The 19,529-nt window shown below is 69.6% G+C and carries 13 protein-coding genes; 9 read left to right on the plus strand and 4 right to left on the minus strand.

The genetic code is table 11. The features are described 5' to 3' along the window. Positions 1 to 60: 60 nt before the first annotated feature. From Pla133_RS10105 to Pla133_RS10115, 3 genes are all read left to right on the plus strand, one after another. The gene (locus Pla133_RS10105) at positions 61 to 1,632 is read left to right on the plus strand and encodes a M28 family metallopeptidase (RefSeq protein ID WP_145064789.1); all 1,572 of its coding nucleotides are present in this window, start codon (positions 61 to 63) and stop codon (positions 1,630 to 1,632) included. 232 nt (positions 1,633 to 1,864) lie between these two features. Then, complete coding sequence (locus Pla133_RS10110) at positions 1,865 to 2,458, plus strand: hypothetical protein (RefSeq protein WP_145064790.1); 594 nt, start codon at positions 1,865 to 1,867, stop codon at positions 2,456 to 2,458. 218 nt (positions 2,459 to 2,676) lie between these two features. Then, on the plus strand, positions 2,677 to 4,755 hold the full coding sequence (locus tag Pla133_RS10115) for a hypothetical protein (RefSeq protein WP_145064791.1): 2,079 nt from the start codon (positions 2,677 to 2,679) through the stop codon (positions 4,753 to 4,755). Between the two features lie 158 nt (positions 4,756 to 4,913). On the opposite strand, the gene Pla133_RS10120 is transcribed toward Pla133_RS10115, so the two are convergent. The 4 genes from Pla133_RS10120 to Pla133_RS10135 form a co-directional block, all read right to left on the minus strand. After that, on the minus strand, positions 4,914 to 5,948 hold the full coding sequence (locus Pla133_RS10120; protein WP_145064792.1) for a hypothetical protein: 1,035 nt from the start codon (positions 5,946 to 5,948) through the stop codon (positions 4,914 to 4,916). Positions 5,949 to 6,171: 223 nt separating this feature from the next. After that, the gene (locus tag Pla133_RS10125; RefSeq protein ID WP_145064793.1) at positions 6,172 to 6,618 is read right to left on the minus strand and encodes a Dps family protein; all 447 of its coding nucleotides are present in this window, start codon (positions 6,616 to 6,618) and stop codon (positions 6,172 to 6,174) included. A gap of 177 nt (positions 6,619 to 6,795) precedes the next feature. Next, positions 6,796 to 9,624, minus strand: a complete 2,829-nt coding sequence (ppdK, locus tag Pla133_RS10130) for a pyruvate, phosphate dikinase (RefSeq protein ID WP_419192441.1) — start codon at positions 9,622 to 9,624, stop codon at positions 6,796 to 6,798. Between the two features lie 275 nt (positions 9,625 to 9,899). Continuing rightward, entirely contained in the window at positions 9,900 to 10,589 is a 690-nt protein-coding gene (locus Pla133_RS10135; protein WP_145064795.1) for a hypothetical protein, read from the minus strand. Positions 10,590 to 10,687: 98 nt separating this feature from the next. Here Pla133_RS10135 and Pla133_RS10140 point away from each other — a divergent pair, with 98 nt between their 5' ends. The 6 genes from Pla133_RS10140 to Pla133_RS10165 all read left to right on the plus strand — a co-directional run bounded on the left by Pla133_RS10140 (position 10,688) and on the right by Pla133_RS10165 (position 19,455). Next, the gene (locus Pla133_RS10140) at positions 10,688 to 11,890 is read left to right on the plus strand and encodes a DUF1573 domain-containing protein (RefSeq protein WP_145064796.1); all 1,203 of its coding nucleotides are present in this window, start codon (positions 10,688 to 10,690) and stop codon (positions 11,888 to 11,890) included. Positions 11,891 to 12,051: 161 nt separating this feature from the next. Further along, positions 12,052 to 13,584 (plus strand): DUF1573 domain-containing protein, encoded by a 1,533-nt coding sequence (locus tag Pla133_RS10145; RefSeq protein WP_145064797.1) that lies wholly within the window; start codon positions 12,052 to 12,054, stop codon positions 13,582 to 13,584. 161 nt (positions 13,585 to 13,745) lie between these two features. Continuing rightward, a complete protein-coding gene (locus tag Pla133_RS10150; protein ID WP_145064798.1) occupies positions 13,746 to 15,422 on the plus strand; it encodes a GspE/PulE family protein in 1,677 nt (558 codons plus the stop codon). 79 nt (positions 15,423 to 15,501) lie between these two features. Continuing rightward, on the plus strand, positions 15,502 to 16,554 hold the full coding sequence (locus Pla133_RS10155; RefSeq protein ID WP_145064799.1) for a type IV pilus twitching motility protein PilT: 1,053 nt from the start codon (positions 15,502 to 15,504) through the stop codon (positions 16,552 to 16,554). Continuing rightward, the gene (locus Pla133_RS10160; protein WP_145064800.1) at positions 16,551 to 18,245 is read left to right on the plus strand and encodes a GspE/PulE family protein; all 1,695 of its coding nucleotides are present in this window, start codon (positions 16,551 to 16,553) and stop codon (positions 18,243 to 18,245) included. The genes Pla133_RS10155 and Pla133_RS10160 overlap by 4 nt, the downstream gene beginning before the upstream one ends. 64 nt (positions 18,246 to 18,309) lie before the next feature. Continuing rightward, positions 18,310 to 19,455: a type II secretion system F family protein gene (locus Pla133_RS10165; protein WP_419192326.1), complete on the plus strand. Its 1,146-nt coding sequence runs from the start codon at positions 18,310 to 18,312 to the stop codon at positions 19,453 to 19,455. The last annotated feature ends 74 nt before the right edge of the window (positions 19,456 to 19,529 follow it).

Consider the following 19,529-nt stretch of genomic DNA (forward strand, 5'->3'; position numbering starts at 1 on the left):
CCGCACCGTTGCGTACTCGAGCCCTGACCCGGCCTCGGCCGACGACCGCTGCATCTGACGATGATCGATCTCCTGCGGACCTCCCGTCGCACCCTCGCGGGTGCCCTTGTCGCCGGCGCCGTGGTGTACGCGGCGAACTTCGCCGCGGGCCAGTCTCCGGCGGTCGCACCTGCGGCGCTCGCCGAGGGCGGTGCGGTCACGCCGGTCGACGTCGACGAGATCGTCGGAACACCGCTCGAGCGCGCCCTGGCCACGATTCGCCCCGAGAACATCTTCGCGGACCTCTCGTTCATCGCCTCGGACGAGATGCATGGGCGCGACACGCCGAGCCCCGAGCTGTTGATCGCCGCGCGCTACATCCGCGCGCGCCTGCAGCGACTGGGCTTCCAGCCCGGTGGGCCCCTGGGCTCGTACTTCTACGAGTACCAGCTGGCCCACTCGCCCCTGGCCATCGACCGCTGCGAGGCGACCTGGACGGCGACGGACGGCACCACGGCGACCCTGCAGGCCGGGCGCGACTACTTCTTCGCCAGCGTCGGTGACGCCGGCGACCTGGTCACCAGCGGCGACCTCGTGTTCTGCGGCTACGGCCGCCGCGCGGACTTTCCGGACAACGCTCGCGGCAAGTGGGCACTGTGCGTCGACAACGGTAAGGGGCGCGGCCAGCGCTCGAGGACCGCGAGCCAGGCGGGCGTGGCGGGCCTGATTACCTTCCCTGCCCACGACTACGAGGGCGAATCCTACACCGAGCGCTTCGGCGGGGTGATGAGCATGCTCGAGCGGGGCCGCGTGAGCTGGCCCGGCGGGCGCGAACCGCGCGAGATCTTCCCGAGCCTGTTCATGACCCGCGAGCGCGGCCTGGCGCTGCTCGACGCGGCGGGCCGTCCCCCGGGCGCGGCGGAGGACTGGATGCCCGAGCAGGGCGCCGAGCTCGGCGTGAATTTGGAGGAGCGCCGCTCCCTGGCCACCCAAGGCGGCATGGCGACCCTAGAGAACGTGTGCGGATTCTGGCCCGGCAAGGACCCCGAGCGTTCGAAGGAGGTCGTGATCCTCTCGGCCCACTACGACCACGTGGGCGTCAGTGGCGACGACATCTACAACGGCGCCGACGACAACGGCACCGGGACCTGTGGCCTCTTGGCCCTGGCCGAGGCCCTGGCGACCTATGGGCCGCTCGATCGCTCGGTGCTCCTGATCTGGGTCTCGGGCGAGGAGAAGGGCCTGCTCGGCTCCAAGGCCTGGGCCGAGAACCCCTGGCTCCCCGAGGGCTGCAAGCCGGTGGCGAACATCAACATCGACATGATCGGTCGGAACGACCCGACGCAGATCCTGTACACGCCCACCGAGAAGCTGGAGCAGTACTACAACGACCTGGCCCAGGTGCTCGAGCGCCATGCAGCCTCCGAAGGCTTCACCAACCTCGGCAGCGCCGACGACTACTACCACCGCTCCGACCAGGCCTCCTTCGAGACCCTCGGCATCCCGGTCATGTTCCTCTTCGCCGACGTGCACGAGGACTACCACCAGCCCAGCGACACGGTCGAGAAGATCGACACCGACAAGGTCGCCCGGGTGACGCGCCTGGTCCTGCGGATGCTGGTGGACATCGACGACGAGGCGATCGAGCGGTAGGGCGCGGGCGGTGGTCCGCCCTTCCGCTAGCGGTGGCAGCCCTGACCGGCGCCGACCACGTCGGACCGACGGCCGCCGTCGACTCCGTTGCCAGGTCGGAAGGGACGACCGCGGCCGCAGTACTCATCCTGAATGTGACCGCGAGGGCGGCCCTGGCCGCCGGCGATGGGCTCTCCGGGAGGGACGCCACGCCGCCGCTGATGCCCGGACTTGGTCGGCGCGGTTGGCGGCGGTGGCCGACGACGAGCTGACGGAGCTGGCGTCGTTCCTGGCCCGACGCTTCAACGGGAGCCCTCGAATGGAGCCGCTCGAGCCGTCGTCCGCCGTGGCCGCCCTCTTGCCCGAGCCGGTCTTCGTCGGGCCGTTCGCCTGGTTCGATTCCGCGGAGCGAGCGGTGCAGATGCTGTTGGTCGCCGAGTTCCTGGGCGTCGAGACCGACGAGCCCGAGCCGATCGACGACGGGCGTTGGTTGCGGGATGGCCCAGCGGCGATCCGCGTCGACGCTCCGCTCGCCCTAGTCGGCGACAAGGTGCTCGTCTTCCGGGTGGTGAGGCCGGTCAGTCGCAATGGCGCGACGATCGACTGGAGTTGCGGCAAGCTCTGGGCCGCGCGCTCGGCGCCGGAGTACCTCCCTGTCTACCTCGAGCGGCCCCATCACCCTTGGTTCCTGCCTCGAGCGCAGCGGGAGATGGAGTCCGTCCCGCCAAGGCGCTCGGGGCAAAGGGGGGGCCGCAAGCCGCTTCGATCGCCAGGATTCGTGTCCAGTTCGTCCAACTCGTCCGCTGGCCGCCGATTGGGCGTGCTGGGCGCGGATCCAGGACACTAGGTCCGTCGGTCTGGACTTCGAGTGGTGAAGTCGATCCCAGGGCGTACAGATCCTGGACTCCCCGAATCTAGCGCTTGGAATCCGAAGCTTCCGAGGCGCCTCACGGCCTGGGGACGTGCTGGCACACCAGTTGCTCCAGGTGGGGGAGCCTTCGATCGGAGACGCGGGCGATCCGCTCGGCTCTGACCCCCGTCGACCCAGACCAACCGAAGACCGCCATGCGCCCCACACCCACCGCGCTGTTCGCTCCGCTCGCCCTCGCCGCCTTGACTGGCCCGGCCGTGGGCCAGGGCACCGAGCTGCTCTACTCGAACCCCTCGAACAGCAGCTACACGGCGGTGCAGAGCTACAGCACCCCGGTCTCGTCCTTTCCGTTGGAATTCGAAGCTGCCGACGACTTCAACGGTTCGGGCTTGGTCCAGCGCCTGACCGTCCACGGCAAGCAGTGCTTCCCGTGCCAGCCGGCGGACGTGGCCGAGGTGGTGGTGCGCTTCTACGAGTGGACCACGGCGGGTCCGGGTGCGCTGGTCTCGATGCAGTCGGTCGCGGCCGGCGACCCCGGCTTCGTCTACGACCCGACCGGGGTCGACGACCTGGAGATCGTTCTCCCCGCCCCCTACGTGATCGACGGGCCGGGTTTCGTCTCGGTGCAACTCACCATGGGGCCGGCGGACGGGTACTGGGGCTGGTGGATCAGCAACAAGGACGCGCCCAGCGGTAGCTCGGTGTGGTTCCGCAGCGCGACCCAGGGCGGCCAATGGGGGCCGGTGGACCAGATCGTCGGCGGCGATCTGGTGGCCGACTTGGCCTTCTCCTTGTGGGGTTCGACCGGCACGGTGCCGACGCCGAGCACCGATCCCTGCGGACAGTGGGGGATCCTCACGACTCCCCTTCCGTCCGAATCGAACAAGTCGATCCTGCGCGGTGTTGCCGCGATCTCCGACGACGACGTGTGGGCGGTGGGCGAGGCTGCCGTGACCGTCGCGCCCGGGGACGTCGACAACGTCGTCCAGGCCTTGCACTGGGACGGGAGCGGTTGGACGTCCGTGCCGGTTCCGGTACCCGATCCCTACCCGGGAGGTGGGAACGCCTGGCTGTCGGCGGTGGCGGCGACCTCCAGCGACGACGTCTGGGCGGCGGGTACCTACTCGGCCATCGGTGGCGATGGGTTCGTCACGCAAGAAGTGCTGATCGTGCGTTGGGACGGAAGCGACTGGTCCCTGGTGCCAAATGCTCCCAAGCTCGAACCTGGCGTGAGCGGCGCTTGGATCCGCGGCATCGAGATCTTGGCCCCCGACGACATCTGGTTCGTGGGTGACTTCCCCCGCGTGATCGATGGCTTCGGCGTGCGCTACGCAGGTGCCATCCATTGGGACGGCAGCGGCTTCACGATCTTCGACACGCCGCTCAACAACACCGACGAGAACGGACTGTCGGGCGTCTCCGCCGTCGCCCCTGACGATATCTGGGCGGTCGGCGGGCGCTATGGGGACGGCTTCCTGATCGATCCCTACGTGCTGCACTACGACGGGAGTTCGTGGCAACTGGTCACGACCCCGAAGCCCGGCATTACCCACTCCCTGTTCGACGTGGCCGCCATCGCCAGCGACGACGTGTGGGCCATCGGCCAGACGAACACGGGCGCCGGGATCGTCGGCTTCGCGCTGCACTGGGACGGCTCGTCCTGGAGCGAGGTGCCCTTCAGCGGCGGCTCCCTGGCCCTGCACGCCTTCGCTTCGGACGACGTCTACGCCGTGGGCGCGGTGGTGTCCCACTGGGACGGCGGCTCCTGGAGCGTGGTCGAGGACTTCGACGGTGCGAATGGCGTGTCCCTGGGCGCGGTCGACGCCTCGGCCCCTTGCAAGCTGTTCGCCGCCGGGCGTCACGCGGTGGCCGGCAACCTGGTCAACATCTCCGCCAAGCTCGACGCCGACCCTTGGACGGACCTCGGTGGCGCGTCGCCCCTGAACCCGGCTCCGTCCCTGGCCGGCGTCGGCAACCTGGAGGCCCAGAGCGAGGTCATCCTGCGCGCCGCCGAGCTGCCGGCCACGGCGCCCACCTGGCTGATCGTCGGCGCTTCGACCCTGAACCTGCCCATCGCCGGAGGGACCCTGGTGCCGAACCCCGATCTGGTCCTCTCAGGCCTTTCGACGGACTCCTTCGGCCGCCTCGACTACGAGGTCACCTGGGCACCGGGCGTTCCGGCGGGGGCTAGCCTGTTCGTGCAGATGTGGTCTCTCGAGCTTGTGGGCGGAGGCCTCGCGGCGACGAATGGCCTCCAGGGCGTGACTCCCTGAAAGCCGCCTCCCGTGCGGGCGGCTCGGGGCGCCTGGCCGGCACCGCGAACCGCCCCCTGACGCTCGGTGAATGGTGGTCTTGAAGGCCACGCGCGTGTCGGCTGAGGCTGCTCCGAGCAGAACCCACGTGCCGGTGTGCGCCCCTGGGACGCAGTGCGCTAACGATCTTCGACCGTCATCTCGATCTCGAGTCTGCCGCTGAAGGTCAGGCGGCTCTCGTAGGGCGGGCCCTCTTGCCCGTCGTCCTTGCGGGTCCGCAGTTCGCGGTCGATGGCGCCCGTGAGGTCGAGCTCGACCGGCAGGCCCGCTGCGATCGACCAGACCAGCGCGCCCTCGAGGGCGATGGTGGAGGTCTCGGTGTCGGTGGCCTCGCCGGAGGCGATGGGGACGTTGCTCAGGTCGCCCTGCTTGACCAAGGTCTCGACCAGCTCTCCGCGCAGGGCGATGCGGGCCAGGCCGTCCTCGACCGCGACGAGGGTCAGCTCGATCGTGCCGTCGAGCTCGCGCTCGCGCACTCGGGGCTGGTAGCGAGCGTCCTCGTCTGAGAACTCGAAGTCGAGGTTGCCGCAGGGCCAGATCAGGGCGGCGAGGGACTCGGCCGGCGCCTCCCACTTCGCGCCGATGGCGACGGGCGAATCGGGCAAGAGACCTCGCAGGTCCAGGTCCTCGAGAGTTCCCTCGGGAACCTCCTCGGCGGTCGGCTCGAGTGAAATCCCCTCGACCCGTTGCGCCCGAGGCTCGTCGTCGCCTTCGCTCCACTGGAAGTAGAGATGGTCGCCGACGAGGGGTGAGTCCGCCTCGTACTCCCAGGCCTGCGCCTCGACGCCTTCGCTGGCGGCCATCGAGCCGCTGCCCGTGTGGCTGGCCTGTTCGATCGTCCGCAGCAGTGCGCTCGGTCGACCGGACCCGGGCTCCAGATAGCGGTCGATGCACTGGACCCGAATCGTGTCCGTGAACTCGAGGTCGAGCCGCGGGAGGAACGCGGCCGGCACCGGCTGGCCGTTCATCCACACCTCGAGGTTCCCGCCGGACAACTGGGAACTGCGGCTGATCGAGCGCGACCAGCTCGAGTCCTTCGTGGGGCCGAAGGTCAGATTGTGGTCGGCCTGCAGCGGAACCAGACCGAGACCCAGGCCGAAGACGATGGGGGAACTGGAGCGGAGCAGTCCGAGGAGGGACGCGGCAGGTTGCATCTTGAGGTCAGGGTCGGCGTTGCGGGGGCCCGGTCGGGCCGGGATCGCGGGCCTGGTGACCTCGCCCGCTCAGATCCTTCGCGCGAGTCCAGAACTTTCGGCCATCGACCGGCGGATCCACGCCGGCGGACGAGCACGGCGGCCGTGAATTGCCGCGGGCGCGCCCTGCCGATCCAACGGATCGGGGGAGCGCGCCCGCTCGCTCACTTCGGGCCCCGCTGCTCTACTCGAGGTGCGCGGAGAGCATCCAGACGTTCTTCTGGTGCAGCTCGATGCGACGGATCGCCAGATCGGCCGTCGCGTCGTCACCGCCGGCTTCGGCGGCCTTGACCAGGGCGCGGGCGGACTCCACGACCTTGCGACCGTCCTCGGCCAGGATGCGGATCATCTCGGTGGCCTTGGGGATGCCAGCGGTCTCCTTGACGCTCGAGAGCTCGAGGAACTCCGTGTAGGTACCGGGGGCCGGGACGCCCAGGGCGCGGATGCGCTCGGCGATCTCGTCCACGGCGAGGGCAAGCTCGTTGTACTGGGTCTCGAACATCAGGTGCAGCGTCGAGAACATCGGACCCGTCACGTTCCAGTGGAAGTTGTGGGTCTTCAGGTACAGCACGTAGCTGTCGGCGAGCAGGTGGGCGGCCTTCTTGGCGATCTCTTGGCTTGCGTCGGGCATGGGTCTCTCTCGGTGGTCCGCCACGGGGGGGCGGCAAGGGGTGAAGGAGCCGGGGACTCCGTCTCCTAGGCCCGCCCATCCTGGCCCGAAAGGGCCCGCGAGTCGAATCGCAAGTGGCTATCCACGCGATAGCCCCTGGCAATCACCTGGGCGATGGTGATAGCCAGAGGCTGTCGATCAGTGCCGCAACCCCCGCGTCGCCGTCGAGCGCCGACGGTCCTCCACGTCGCCGCCCTTGGGTCCGTGGCGCAGCGCCGCCTGGGCCGCCGCCAAGCGCGCGATCGGCACCCGATAGGGAGAGCACGAGACGTACTCGAGCCCCAGGCGGTGACAGAAGTCGATCGACGACGGATCGCCGCCGTGCTCACCGCAGATGCCGAGCTTCAGGTCCGGCTTCACCTGGCGCCCCTCGTGGCAGGCGATATGCATCAGGCGACCCACGCCGACCTGGTCGAGCTGGGCAAACGGATCGTGGTCGAAGATCTCGTTCTCCATGTAGGCCGGGATGAATTTGCCGGCGTCGTCACGGCTGATGCCGTAGGTCGTCTGGGTCAGGTCGTTGGTTCCGAAGGAGAAGAAGTCCGCCACGGCGGCGATCTTGTCGGCCACCAGGCAGGCGCGCGGCAGCTCGATCATGGTTCCGAGCAGGTAGGGGATATCGATCTCCAGACGCTTGCAGACCGCGGCCGCCTCCTCGCGCACGACCATGGCCTGCAGCTCCAGCTCGCGCACGGTGCCGACCAGCGGGATCATCACTTCGGGGCGCGGCTTGCGTCCGGTCCTCTTGGCCACCCGGCAGGCGGCCTCGAACAGGGCGCGCACCTGACAGCGGGTGATCTCCGGGTGGGCGATTCCCAGGCGGCAGCCGCGGTGCCCCAGCATGGGGTTGAGCTCGGACAGGTACTCGACCTTGGCGTGCAGGCGTTTGAAGGGCACGCCCATGGCCTTGGCCAGCTCGCGCTGCGCCTCTTCCTCCATGGGCAGGAACTCGTGCAGCGGCGGATCCAGGGTGCGGATCGTCACCGGCCGCTGGCCCATCTCCATGAAGATGCCCTCGAAGTCCTCGCGCTGCAGGGGCAGGATCCGCGCCAGGGCCTCCTCGCGCGCCTCCTGGTCCTCGGCCAGGATCATCTCGCGCACGGCTTCGATCTTCTCGTCGCCGAAGAACATGTGCTCGGTGCGCGTCAGGCCGATGCCTTCGGCCCCGAAAGCGATCGCCGTCTCGCACTGGTCGGGTTGGTCGGCGTTGGTGCGCACGCCGAGCTCGCGCACCTCGTCGGCCCACTTCATCAGCGTCAGGAAAGCCTTGACGATGCCCGTGGCGGGGGCGTGCTTGGTGGCCTTGCGCGCCGGCTTGGTCTCGGCCGCGAAGAGGTGCTCGATCACCGCCGAGGGCTGGGTATTGACCAGGCCCTGGTAGACCTCGCCGGTGTTGCCATCGAGGCTGACCCACTCGCCCTCTTCGATCACGCGCCCACCGGCGGTCATGCAGCGACGCGCGTAGTCGATCTCGATCTCGCCCGCACCGGCCACGCAGACCAGTCCCATCTGCCGCGCCACGAGTGCCGCGTGGCTGGTCATGCCGCCGCGTGCGGTGAGGATGCCGACCGAGGCCTGCATGCCCTTGATGTCCTCCGGGCTGGTCTCGATGCGGGCCAGGATCACCGGCTCGGGGTGTTCGGCAGCGCGCCGCTCGGCCGCCTCGGGGCTGAACACGATGCGACCGGTGGCGGCGCCGGGGCCGGCGTTGAGGCCCTTGGTCAGAAGGCGCCCCTTGGCCCTGGCGACGTCGAGTTCCTTGGGGTCGAAGACCGGACGCAGGAGCTGGTTGAGCCCCTCCGGATCGACACGCAAGAGCGCCTCGTCCCGCGTGATCAGCTTCTCGCGCACCATGTCGGTGGCGATCTGCACGGCGGCGAAACCGGTGCGCTTGCCCGAGCGGCACTGGAGCATGTACAGGCGTCCCTCCTGGATCGTGAACTCCAGGTCCTGCATGTCGCGGTAGTGCTTCTCGAGCAACTTCTGGATGCGCTGCAGCTCGCGCCAGGCCTTGGGCAGGGTCTTCTCGAGCGAGGCGATCGGCAAGGGCGTGCGGATGCCCGCGACCACGTCCTCGCCTTGCGCGTCGATCAGGTACTCGCCGTAGAAGCGCTTCTCGCCTGTGGCGGGATCGCGGGTGAACGCCACACCGGTGCCCGAGGTCTTGCCCAGGTTGCCGTAGACCATCGCAACCACGCTGACCGCCGTGCCCCAGCTCGAGGAGATGCCCTCCATCTGGCGGTAGGCAATCGCGCGGTCGTTGTTCCAGGAGCGGAAGACGGCCTCGATCGCGCCCCAAAGCTGTTCCTGGGGATCGTCCGGGAAGGGCTCTCCGGTGCGGTCGAAGACAATGCGCTTGAACTCGCCCACGAGTCGTTCGAGGTCGGCGGCGGAGAGCTCCGTGTCCTCCTCGACGCCGACGCGGTTCTTGAGCGCTTCGAGTGCCATGGTGAAGGGGTCGTGCAGCTCGCCGTCGACTGCGCCGACGCCCAGGACCACGTCGGAGTACATCTGCACGAAGCGACGGTAGGCGTCCCAGGCGAAGCGCCGATTGCCGGACTTGGCGGCCAAGCCCTCGACTGTCTTGTGGTTCAGACCGAGGTTCAGGACCGTGTCCATCATCCCGGGCATCGAAACCCGCGCTCCCGAGCGGACCGAGACCAAGAGCGGATCGTCGGCGTCCGCGAACTTCTTGCCGATCGAGCGCTCGACCTTGACCAGGGCGGCGGCGACCTGCTTGCGGACACTCGCGCTGAAGACTCCCTTCTCGGCCAGGAAGTCCGTGCAGACCTCGGTCGTGATCGTGAAGCCGGGGGGCACCGGCAGCCCCATGCGGCTCATCTCCGCCAGGTTGGCGCCCTTGCCGCCGAGCAGCTCCTTGTCCTCCTTCGACCCGTCGGCGACGCCGTCGCCGAACCAATAGACGTCACGCCTGGCGCGGGCTGCGCGGGCTGCGCGGGCGGCCATGGCCTTGGGCGGGGCCTTGGGCACTGCCTTCTTGGTCGCCTTGGCAGCGGGTTTGCGGGTCACGGTCTTCTTCGGGGCGGTGCCGCGCTTGGCGGCCTTGCGCTTGGCCATGGTGGGGGGGCTGGGCGGGGAGACGTCGATGCCCGCACTCCTCGCGGCGGGCCGACGGGAGGCTTCGGCCGGGGAGCACGCGGAACTCCAACCATTAGACCGACGATAGTGCCGAGGCCCACGTGAAGAGCCCGTGGGCGCCCCGCGCCGCCTCGCGGTTCGCGTCAGGAACCCTTCGCGATGAGCTCCTCGGCCTGTTCGCGCTCCAGGGGCAGCAGGCTGTCGATCTTCCATTCCCGCCCCACGCGCAGCTCGTCGACGGCGTCGGGGTCTACGGGCGTTGCCAGGCCGAGGGGGTCCTCCACGTCGACCCAGGCCCACAGCAGGGGCTTGCCCTCGCTCTCGTCGAGGAACAGATTTCGGCCCAGGTCGACGGCCCCGTCCAGCACCCGCCTCTCGCCGACGTAGAGCTCGAAGAACTCCTCGGTCACCAACTCGACCAGCAGGAAGCGGTGGATCCAGAGCACCTTGACCTCGGCCACCAGGGCCCAGCGGTCTGCGCCCACCGGCCAGGAACGCCGCACCTTCGCCGCGGCCACGCGCTTGAGGCCGGGCGTCGAGGACAGCAGCTCATCCCGCGCGATGCGGTAGGTGGCGCTGTCGATGCCCTCGCGCAGCTTCATCGAGGTCGCCAGGCAGCGGTACTCGAGGTCCTCCTGGTCCGTGGCGAAGGCCGTTTGGAAGGTACGGAAGCACTGCTCCGGGGTCCGGAAGCCCACGTCCAGCCAGGCCTCGGGTGTCGGGCGCGGCGCGCTGCAACTTGCGAGCAGGGCCGCGCCACAGGCGAGCAGGGTCGTGAGCAGGTCGTTCGCGCGGCCGCGGGAGCGCGAGGCGTGGAGCTGATGGAGGGCCATCGGGGCAGGTTAGCCATCGGGCGTGCCGCCGTCCCGCACCGGAATCGGCGGCCTTCGGCCCTCACGCAGCGGCGGCGCTGCCCGTAGTCTCGTGAGCCATGACCGGTCGCCACGCTCTGCCCATGGTTGGGCTCCTGATCCTTCCCCTCGCTGCCTGTGGAGGCAGTGAGCCCGGTGTCGCAAACGGCTCGACGGGATCGTCGCCGACGAACTCCGGTGTCGCAGCCGCGGTCGCGGGGCCCGCTGCCGCGCAATCGGCCGGCCTGCACTGCGCCGAGCCGGCCTTCAACTTCGGCTCGATCTGGGAGGGACAGATCGTCGAGCACACCTTCGAGCTGGTCGCCGCCGGCGATGCGCCCGTGAAGGTGGAGGCGGTGCGAACCACCTGCGGCTGCACGATTCCGCGCTTGAGCCGCTCCGACGGCCGGACCTTCGTCGAAGGCCAGACCCTCGAGCCCGGGGAGGGCCTCTCCCTCAACGTACGCTTCTCGAGCCTGCAGCGCACCGGGACCCACGACCGTCCGGTGACCCTGTACGGCAACGTGTCCCCCGAGGGCCGCTACCAGGTCAAGCTCACGGGCGTGGTGCAGCCGCGGCTCCAGGCGAACCAGGAGGTCGCGGAGATGGGGACCCTGCTGCGCTCCGAGACGGCCCGGGCCGAGGTCGAGCTGGTCTCGGCGGACGGTGAGCCCGTGCTGCTGCTGCCGCCGCGACCCCCGGGTGGGCCGGCGGGGAACAGCGTCGCCCCCTGGCCAGCCGAGCTGGGCTTGCAGCTGGTGCCCGAGGATCCCGATCAGCGCGGACGCTCGGCGCACTGGACCGCCGTCCTCGAGTTGTCCGCTGGCGGTGAGTCCGCGGCCTTCCACTGGCCGGTCAGGATCGAGATCGCCGACGAAGACGGTGACTACACGAGCACCGGCGCGACGATCTACGCCCGATGGAACCGGGTCCGCCCGGTGGAGTCCATGCCCCGAGCCCTGGCCCTTGGGGTGCTGCGCCAGGGGGTCCTCAAGTCGGCGTCGGTGCGGCTGGTAGCCCACTCCGAGGACGTCGACCTGGCCGGGCTGGACGTGGCCGGGGCGACGATCGAGGCCGCCGTCCAGGGCCAGGAGGTGGGGGAGTTCCTCCAACTCGTCCTCCGTCCGGGTGAGACGTCGGCAGAGGCGAACCTGGAGCTGGTGGTCGACGGGCTGCCCAGCGGCCTCACCGGCCCCCTGCGCGGGCGTGTCCTCCTGCCCCTGGGACGCGAGGACCAGGAGTTCCTCGAGGTTCGGCTCGACGGTGTGATTGCCGCGGGTTGAAGCACTTCGCCAGGTGCCTCCAACCCTCTTGCCGCTCGGCCGTAGGCCCCTTGGAATCCCGCTCCGCGGCGCCGCGGACGGTTCCGATTGTCGATCTGGCGGCTAGACTCGCCTGGCCGCGATGCCCCCGACCACCTACGGTCGAACGACCCCGACACGCCATGCAACGACTCGATCGATCCGCCGCCCTGGCTGCCCTGCTCACCGCAGGCCTGGCTGGCGCCTGTGCCAACCCGTCCGACGCCTCCGAGAACGTGCTCGAGGTCAACGCCTCCGGATCCGCGCTCGCGGCCGCGGGGAGCGGAGTTTTCACGATCAGTCCGACCGGTGAGCGCCACTCGCCCTGGAGCCCGCCCGTGCTCGAGACCGGCGTCGACCTCTCGGGTGTGCGCCTGCCCGTGGGCGCCGCGCCCGCCCCGGCGCCGGTGACCGGCCCGCCGGCCGTCGGTCCGCAGCCCGCTCCCGGCGCCGCGGCTAACCCCGGGGCCCCGGCGAGCACCGCGGTGTTCAACGGTCCCGACGGTGCGTTGACCATCGAAGAGGGCGGCGACTCCCACGACTTCGGGCCCCTCGTGCAGGGTGCCGTGGTCGAGCACACCTTCACCCTGCGCAGCACCGGTGAGAGCCCGCTGATCGTCCAGAGCACGAAGCAGTCCTGTGGCTGCACCGTCGCCACCTCCCAGCGGGTCAGCGCCTCGGGCGAGAAGGAGCCCTACGTCTTCGGCGGAGAGATCGCTCCCGGAGAGTCCCTGGAGATCACCGCGCGGGTCAACACCGAGGGCAAGAAGAACCAACTGCACAGCACCGTGACGGTGTTCTCGAACGATCCGGCGCGCACGCATCAGTTGAGCCTGAGTGCCGACGTGCAGCCGTTCTTCAACTTCGAGCCCAACGCCTACATCCAGTTCGGGCGCCTGTTCGCCAACGAGACGCGCACCGAGCAGGTCCGGGTGACCAGTGGGGTCGTCGACCATTTCGGTCTTAGCCTGGCAACCGAGGGCATTCCGGAGCACCTCTCGATCGAGCTGCGTCCCGTCGATCCGGACGCCGACGGCCGAGCGGCCGCCTGGGACGTGCTGGCCACGATCCTTCCCGGCGCGCCCGAGAGCCCGAGCCAGAACTTCCCCCTGCGCCTGGTCTCCGACGTGCCCGTCGAGGGTGCGCCCGCGATGCCCGACGGCAGCGCCCGGACCCAATCGGCGATCTGCTACACCGTCGCCCAGGTGGTCGGTCTGGTCTCGGCCAACCCCTACTACGTGTCCTTCGGTCTGGTGCGGCCCGGCCAGGAGCTCGAGCGCTCGTTCACGATCGAAATCGCGGACGACGAGTTCGTCGCGGGCGAGATGCCGGTGACCCTGCGCGGTCGCCAGCCCCAGGACGAGGAGCTGCTCGCCGATCGCCTGACCTGGAGCGTGGTGCCGGTGGACGGTGATCCGCACAAGTACGAAGTGCGCCTGACCCTGGCTGACTTGCCCGACAGCTACACCGGCCCCTTCGGCGGGTACGTGGACGTCGAGATCGGTCACCCGACCAAGCCGACCCTCTCGATCCCCTTCTCCGGTGTGGTCCGCACCAACGTCGTGCGTCCCCAGGCGCCGCCGGCGACGCCCATCCCCGGAACCTCGGGCCCGGGAACTTCCGCGACGGGAACTTCCGCGACGGGGAGCGGTAGCTCGACCACCAGCGGCAACTAGTATCGGGGGGCCGGGTCGCTCCACACCCGAACCTCCAGCCACTGCGGGCCAAGCGGTCCGCGCAGGCTCCATAGCCAGCACGGGACCCGCCGCGGAACATCACCGCGGCGGGTCCGTTTCCCCACCTGTCGGCGCATCCCCTGGCGCCGGACTCGCAACGCATGACCGACCGACTCGGTGAGCTGCTCGTCGCCGCCGGCGTGATCGACGAGCGGCAACTCCGCGAGGCCCAGGCGCACCAACGCGGTAGCGGCGACCTGGGACAGGCCCTCCTGGACCTCGGCTTCGTGGACGAGGTGCAACTCGGGCGGGCCCGTGCCAAGGAGCAGGGACTGCCCTTCGTCGACTTGACCCGCGGCCGAGTGCCCGACGCGCTGCTGGAGATGGTTCCCGCGGACGTCGCCAGGGAGTACCTCTTGGTCCCCGTGGCGGAGCGTGACGGAACCCTGATCGTCGCCATCGACGACCCCCTGCGGCGCTTCGTCGCCGACCAGTTGCAGTTCCAGCTCGGACGCAACGTCGCCTGCGCCCTGGCAGCGCCGAGCGCCCTACGGGCGGCGGTCACCGAGTACTACGGGGCTCCCGACGCGGCTCCCGATCCGGCCGCGGAACTCGCCAAGCAGGCCGGCAGTGGTGACGAGGCCGACGCCCCGGTGGTGCGGCTGGTGACGCGCACCTTCGCCGACGCCCTGGCGATGCGTGCCTCGGACATCCACTTCGAGCCCTTCCACGACACCCTGCGCGTGCGCTTTCGCATCGACGGGGTGCTGCGCGTGGTGGCCGAGCATCCCGGGCACCTGGCGGCGCCGCTGCTCACGCGCCTTAAGGTCATGGGCAGCCTCGACATCGCCGAGCGCAGAAAGCCCCAGGACGGGCGCATCGCGCTCAAGGTCGGCGGGCGCGAGATCGACGTGCGCGCCGCGATCCTGCCTTCGAACCACGGCGAGACGATCGTCATGCGTCTGCTCGATCGCTCCGCCAACCTGATCAGCCTGGCCGAGCTGGGCTTCGAGGGCGACGACCACGTGTGGTTCAAGCGCCTGATCTCGCGGCCCAACGGGATCGTGCTCGTGACCGGTCCCACGGGCTCGGGCAAGACGACGACCCTCTACGGCGCCCTGGCCGAGCTGAACCGGCCCGACGTCAAGATCATCACTGCCGAGGATCCGGTCGAGTACCACATCAGCGGCATCAACCAGGTGCAGGTCAACAACAAGGTGGGGCTCAACTTCGCCCGCATCTTGAAGGCCATGCTGCGGGCTGCGCCCAACGTGATCCTGGTGGGGGAGATCCGCGACCTGGAGACGGCCGAGACGGCGATCCAGGCCGCGCTCACCGGCCACCTGGTCTTCTCCACCCTGCACACCAACGACGCGGTCAGTGCGCTGACCCGCCTGGTCGACATGGGCGTGCAGCCCTTCATGGCCTCGGCGGCCGTGCAGGGAGTCGTGGCTCAACGCCTGGTGCGGCGACTTTGCAATCAGTGCCGCGAGGCCTACACGCCGGACGGGGAGGAGGTCGCCATGCTCGGTCTGGACCCGTCCAGCGCCGCAGGGTCCACCTTCTACCGCGCGCGCGGCTGCCGCGCCTGCGAGGGCGCCGGCTACCGCGGTCGAGTGGGCCTGTTCGAGCTGTTCGAGCTCGATGCGGACCTGCGCGAGCTGGTCTACCGCGGGGCGAGCCTGGACGCGCTGCGCGCCGCGGGGCGCTCCTCGGGACGCCTGCGCGAGATCATCGTGGACGGCGCGCGCAAGGTCGTCGACGGCCACACCACGGTGGACGAGGTGCTGCGCGTGACCCGCGCCGCCACGGACCATCTGATGAACAAGTCCGTCTGAGTCGAGCTAGCCCAACCAGCCCGCGCAGGTGGCCTCGGCCGGACCCGCGCTCTCCAACCTCCCGATCGATCGACCCAAGATGGAAGTCGTCCAGCTCCTCGAAGCCGCCCTGACCCGCGGTGCGTCCGACATCCACGTGAGTCCCGGCAGGCCCCTGACCCTGCGGGTGAACGGCCGCTTGCAGTCGATCAGCGACCGTCCGGTGACCCCCGAGGTGTCGGAGCAGATCGCGCGCGGGCTCACGCCGGAGCGCCGCTGGCCCGAGCTCGAGGAGTGCGGGACGACCGACTTCGCCCTGGCCCACTCGACCGGCGACCGCTTCCGGGTCAGCGTCATGCGCCAACGCCGAGGCTACGCGGCGGTGCTGCGCTTGATCCCGGACGACCTGCTCGACCTGAATAAAATCGGCCTGCCAGAGGCCTGCCGCAAGCTGCTCACCAAGCCGCGCGGGCTGGTCCTGGTGACCGGGCCCACCGGCTCGGGCAAGTCGACGACCCTGGCGTCGATGGTCGACTGGATCAACACCAACCTCGACCGCCACATCATCACCATCGAGGACCCGGTCGAGTACTTCCACGAGTCGAAGATGGGCGTGGTCACCCAGCGCGAGGTGGGTGAGGACGTACCCGATTTCCCCGAGGCCCTGCGCCGCGCCCTGCGCCAGGATCCGGACGTGATTCTGGTCGGCGAGATGCGGGACCTGGAGACGATCTCGGCCGCGATCACCGCCGCCGAGACCGGGCACCTGGTCTTCGGCACGCTGCACACGACTGGCTCCTCGCGCACGGTCGACCGAATGATCGACGCCTTCCCGGCCAACCAGCAGGAGCAGATTCGCGCCCAGCTCTCGGTCTCGGTTCAGGCGGTGATCAGTCAGTTGCTGCTTCCGCGCCTAGACGGTGCAGGGCGCGTGGCGGCCTTCGAGGTGATGCTGATGACGCCTGCGATCGGCAACCTGATCCGCAAGAACGAGACCAACAAGATCCAATCCACGATCCAGACCTCGCGGCGGATGGGGATGATCACCCTCGACGATCACCTGCTGGACATGGTCAAGCGCGGCATCATCGCGCCCGAAGTGGCCCTCGACGCGGCTCAGGATCGCGCCGACCTGGAGGTTCGACTCGGATGAGCGGCAGCGCGGAATCGGGCAGCGGGGGAAGGCGCCTCTTGGGGCAGATCCTCAAGGCGCGCGGCGTCGTGCGCGAGGGGCAGATCCAGGACGCGCTGGAGGCACAACGCAACGAGGGCGGGCTGATCGGCCAGCACCTGGTGGCGATCGGCGCCTGCAAGGGTGGCGACGTGGCCATGGCCCTGGCCGAGCAGGCCGGGATCGAGTCCGTCGATCTGTCTTCCGTCAGTCCGACGGACGAGGCCCTCGAGCTGATCGACGGGACCACCGCCTACGCCTACGGGATCCTGCCCTTGCGGATCAGTGGGGGCGAGTTGCTGGTGGCCCTGGCCGATCCGCTCAACCTGGCCATGTTGGAGGACCTGTCCTTCTCCACCGGTCGCACGGTGCGCGGCGCGGTGGGCGACGCGGAGCTGCTCAAGGTCAAGATCCGCGAGGCCTACGGCGAGGAGAAGTCCCTGGCGGACGTGATCGCCGAGGCCGCGCGAGCGGGGCTGGGTGACGACCCCGAGTCGGCCGGATCGAGCGCGCCGGTGGTGCGGCTGCTCAACTCGATCCTGTTCCGCGCGATCCGCGACCGAGCCAGCGACGTTCACTTCGAGGTCTACGAGAACGCCTTCCGCATCCGCTACCGGGTGGACGGCTCTCTCTACGAGGTCGAGTCGCCGCCGGCCCACTTGGCGGCGGCCCTGCTCTCGCGCATCAAGGTGCTCTCCGACCTCGACATCGCCGAGACCAAGGTGCCCCAGGACGGTCGCATCTCCCTGTCCATCGACGGTCGCCCCGTCGATCTGCGCGTGGCGACCCTGCCGGGCATCTCGGGCGAGGGGGCTGTGCTGCGCGTCCTCGACCGGGCGGCCGTCAACCTGGACCTGGCGGCCCTGGGCTTCGACGCCGCGGACGAGGCGGCCCTGCGGGCCCTGACCAAGCTGCCCAACGGGATCGTGCTCGTGACCGGTCCGACCGGGTCCGGCAAGACCACGACGCTCTACGCGATGCTCAACGAGGCCAACGACCCGGCGGTCAAGATCATCACCGTCGAGGATCCGGTCGAGTACGACATCGACGGCATCGTGCAGGTGCCGATCAACCCCGACATCGGCGTGGACTACGCGGCCGTGCTGCGCACGATCCTGCGCCAGGACCCGGACAAGATCCTGGTGGGGGAGATCCGCGACGGCGAGACGGCCGCCACGGCGATCGAGGCCAGCCTGACTGGTCACACGGTCTTCGCCACGGTCCACACCAACGACGCGCCCAGTGCGATCACGCGGATGCTGGACATGAAGGTCGAGCCCTTCCTGCTCACGGCGACCCTGGAGACTGTCGTGGCCCAGCGCCTGGTGCGGACCGTCTGTCCCCACTGCCGCACGTCTTTCACGCCGGACGAGGAGTTCCTGTTGGAGCTGGGCCCCGACGCCGACCGCATGCGGGGACGCGAGCTGAAGTTCGGCAAGGGCTGCGCCGAGTGCTTCCACACCGGCTACCTGGGCCGCACCGCCCTGTGCGAGATCATGCACCTGGACCACGACATCCGGGCGGCGATCCTGGAGGGCGAGTCCACCGCCGCGATCCGGGCCCGCGCGCGGGCGACGGGCATGCGGAGCTTGCGCGAGGTCGGCCTGGATGCTGTCCTGGCCGGCATCACGACGGTCGAAGAGGTCCTGCGCGAGACGGCCGCGACCTTCTGACGGTGCCGCCCGACGGGGCCACGGCAAGCAGCAAACGCGCCCACTTCCACTCCGACCCATCCGAATGGCCAAGCGGATCCAACGCAACGTCAACCGCGGCAGCACCGCCGCGCCCCCCAGCAGCTCCGGCGAGGCTCCCCGTCGTCGGGCGAGCGCCGTTGGTCGGCGCGTCTCCGGTCAACTGGTGACCGAGTTCACGGTCCAGCTGGCCACCCTGACCTCGGCCGGCATTCCGGTCGTGCGCTCGCTGACGATTCTCCATGGCCAAGCCCGTCCGGGGCCCTTCAAGGAGGTCCTGGCCGACCTGGTCGAGGACGTCTCCGCCGGCACGCCCCTGTCGGAGGCCATGTCGAAGCGTCCGCGGGCCTTCGACAACCTGTACTCGTCCATGGTGCGGGCCGGCGAGACCGGGGGGGTGCTCGGGGCAGTGCTCGAGCGGGTGGCCAAGTTCCGCGAGCGCGCGGCCGAGATCCGCAGCAAGGTCACCGGCGCCATGATCTACCCGGTCGTGGTGCTGGTCGTGGCCCTGTCGGTCGTGGCGGCGGTGATCACCTTCGTGATCCCGCGCTTCAAGGAGGTCTTCAAGTCCTTCGACATCGAGATGCCACGGCCGACCCAGATCCTGCTCGACGTCAGCGACGTTACGGTGCAGTACTGGTACCTGGTCTTCGGCGTGCCGCTGCTGCTGCTCGTGCTGCACTTCGTCTTCCTGGCCCGCGGGGGCGCCTATCGGCGTCTGATCCACCGCTGGATCCTCAAGATCCCCTACCTGGGTCAGGTCATGGTGCGCTCGAACGTGGCGGCCTTCGCGCGCACCTTCGGGACCCTGGTGCAAGCTGGCGTCCCGCACCTCGACGCGCTCGAGATCTCCCGCGAGACGGCCGCCAACGAGACCTTCCGCCTGGCCATCGAGGACGTGCGTCGCACGGTGCGCGAGGGCGAGACCATCGCGCGACCCATGGGCGAGAGCGGCGTGTTCGACGACCTGGTCACGAACATGGTCGAGGTCGGCGAGCAGACCGGGGAGCTGGACTCGATGCTGCTGCGGGTCGCGGAGGCCTACGAGGCCCAGACGGAGCGCAAGATCGACGCCCTGTTCAAGGTCATCGAGCCGGCCCTGCTGATCGCCCTGGCGGGCTTCGTCGGTTTCATCGTCGTGGCCTTGTTCGTGCCGCTGACGAAGATCATGAGCGCCGTCAGCGTGGGCTGACTTCGATGCCGCAGGTGCCAAACTCGAACGCCGACCCTCCCGTGGCAGGAGTCGACGTGGCGGTGCCCTCCCAC

This window comes from Engelhardtia mirabilis, assembly GCF_007748095.1.
In the GTDB taxonomy this organism is placed as follows: Bacteria; Planctomycetota; UBA1135; order UBA1135.

Excerpts from the sequence above, each read along its gene's own strand:
- Pla133_RS10105 (WP_145064789.1), top strand. The coding sequence starts at position 61 with ATGATCGATCTCCTGCGGACCTCCCGTCGCACCCTCGCGGGTGCCCTT.
- Pla133_RS10145 (WP_145064797.1), top strand. The coding sequence starts at position 12,052 with ATGCAACGACTCGATCGATCCGCCGCCCTGGCTGCCCTGCTCACCGCA.
- Pla133_RS10140 (WP_145064796.1), top strand. The coding sequence starts at position 10,688 with ATGACCGGTCGCCACGCTCTGCCCATGGTTGGGCTCCTGATCCTTCCC.
- Pla133_RS10155 (WP_145064799.1), top strand. The coding sequence starts at position 15,502 with ATGGAAGTCGTCCAGCTCCTCGAAGCCGCCCTGACCCGCGGTGCGTCC.
- Pla133_RS10160 (WP_145064800.1), top strand. The coding sequence starts at position 16,551 with ATGAGCGGCAGCGCGGAATCGGGCAGCGGGGGAAGGCGCCTCTTGGGG.
- Pla133_RS10120 (WP_145064792.1), bottom strand. The coding sequence starts at position 5,948 with ATGCAACCTGCCGCGTCCCTCCTCGGACTGCTCCGCTCCAGTTCCCCC.
- Pla133_RS10115 (WP_145064791.1), top strand. The coding sequence starts at position 2,677 with ATGCGCCCCACACCCACCGCGCTGTTCGCTCCGCTCGCCCTCGCCGCC.
- Pla133_RS10125 (WP_145064793.1), bottom strand. The coding sequence starts at position 6,618 with ATGCCCGACGCAAGCCAAGAGATCGCCAAGAAGGCCGCCCACCTGCTC.
- ppdK (WP_419192441.1), bottom strand. The coding sequence starts at position 9,624 with ATGGCCGCCCGCGCAGCCCGCGCAGCCCGCGCCAGGCGTGACGTCTAT.
- Pla133_RS10150 (WP_145064798.1), top strand. The coding sequence starts at position 13,746 with ATGACCGACCGACTCGGTGAGCTGCTCGTCGCCGCCGGCGTGATCGAC.
- Pla133_RS10135 (WP_145064795.1), bottom strand. The coding sequence starts at position 10,589 with ATGGCCCTCCATCAGCTCCACGCCTCGCGCTCCCGCGGCCGCGCGAAC.
- Pla133_RS10165 (WP_419192326.1), top strand. The coding sequence starts at position 18,310 with ATGGCCAAGCGGATCCAACGCAACGTCAACCGCGGCAGCACCGCCGCG.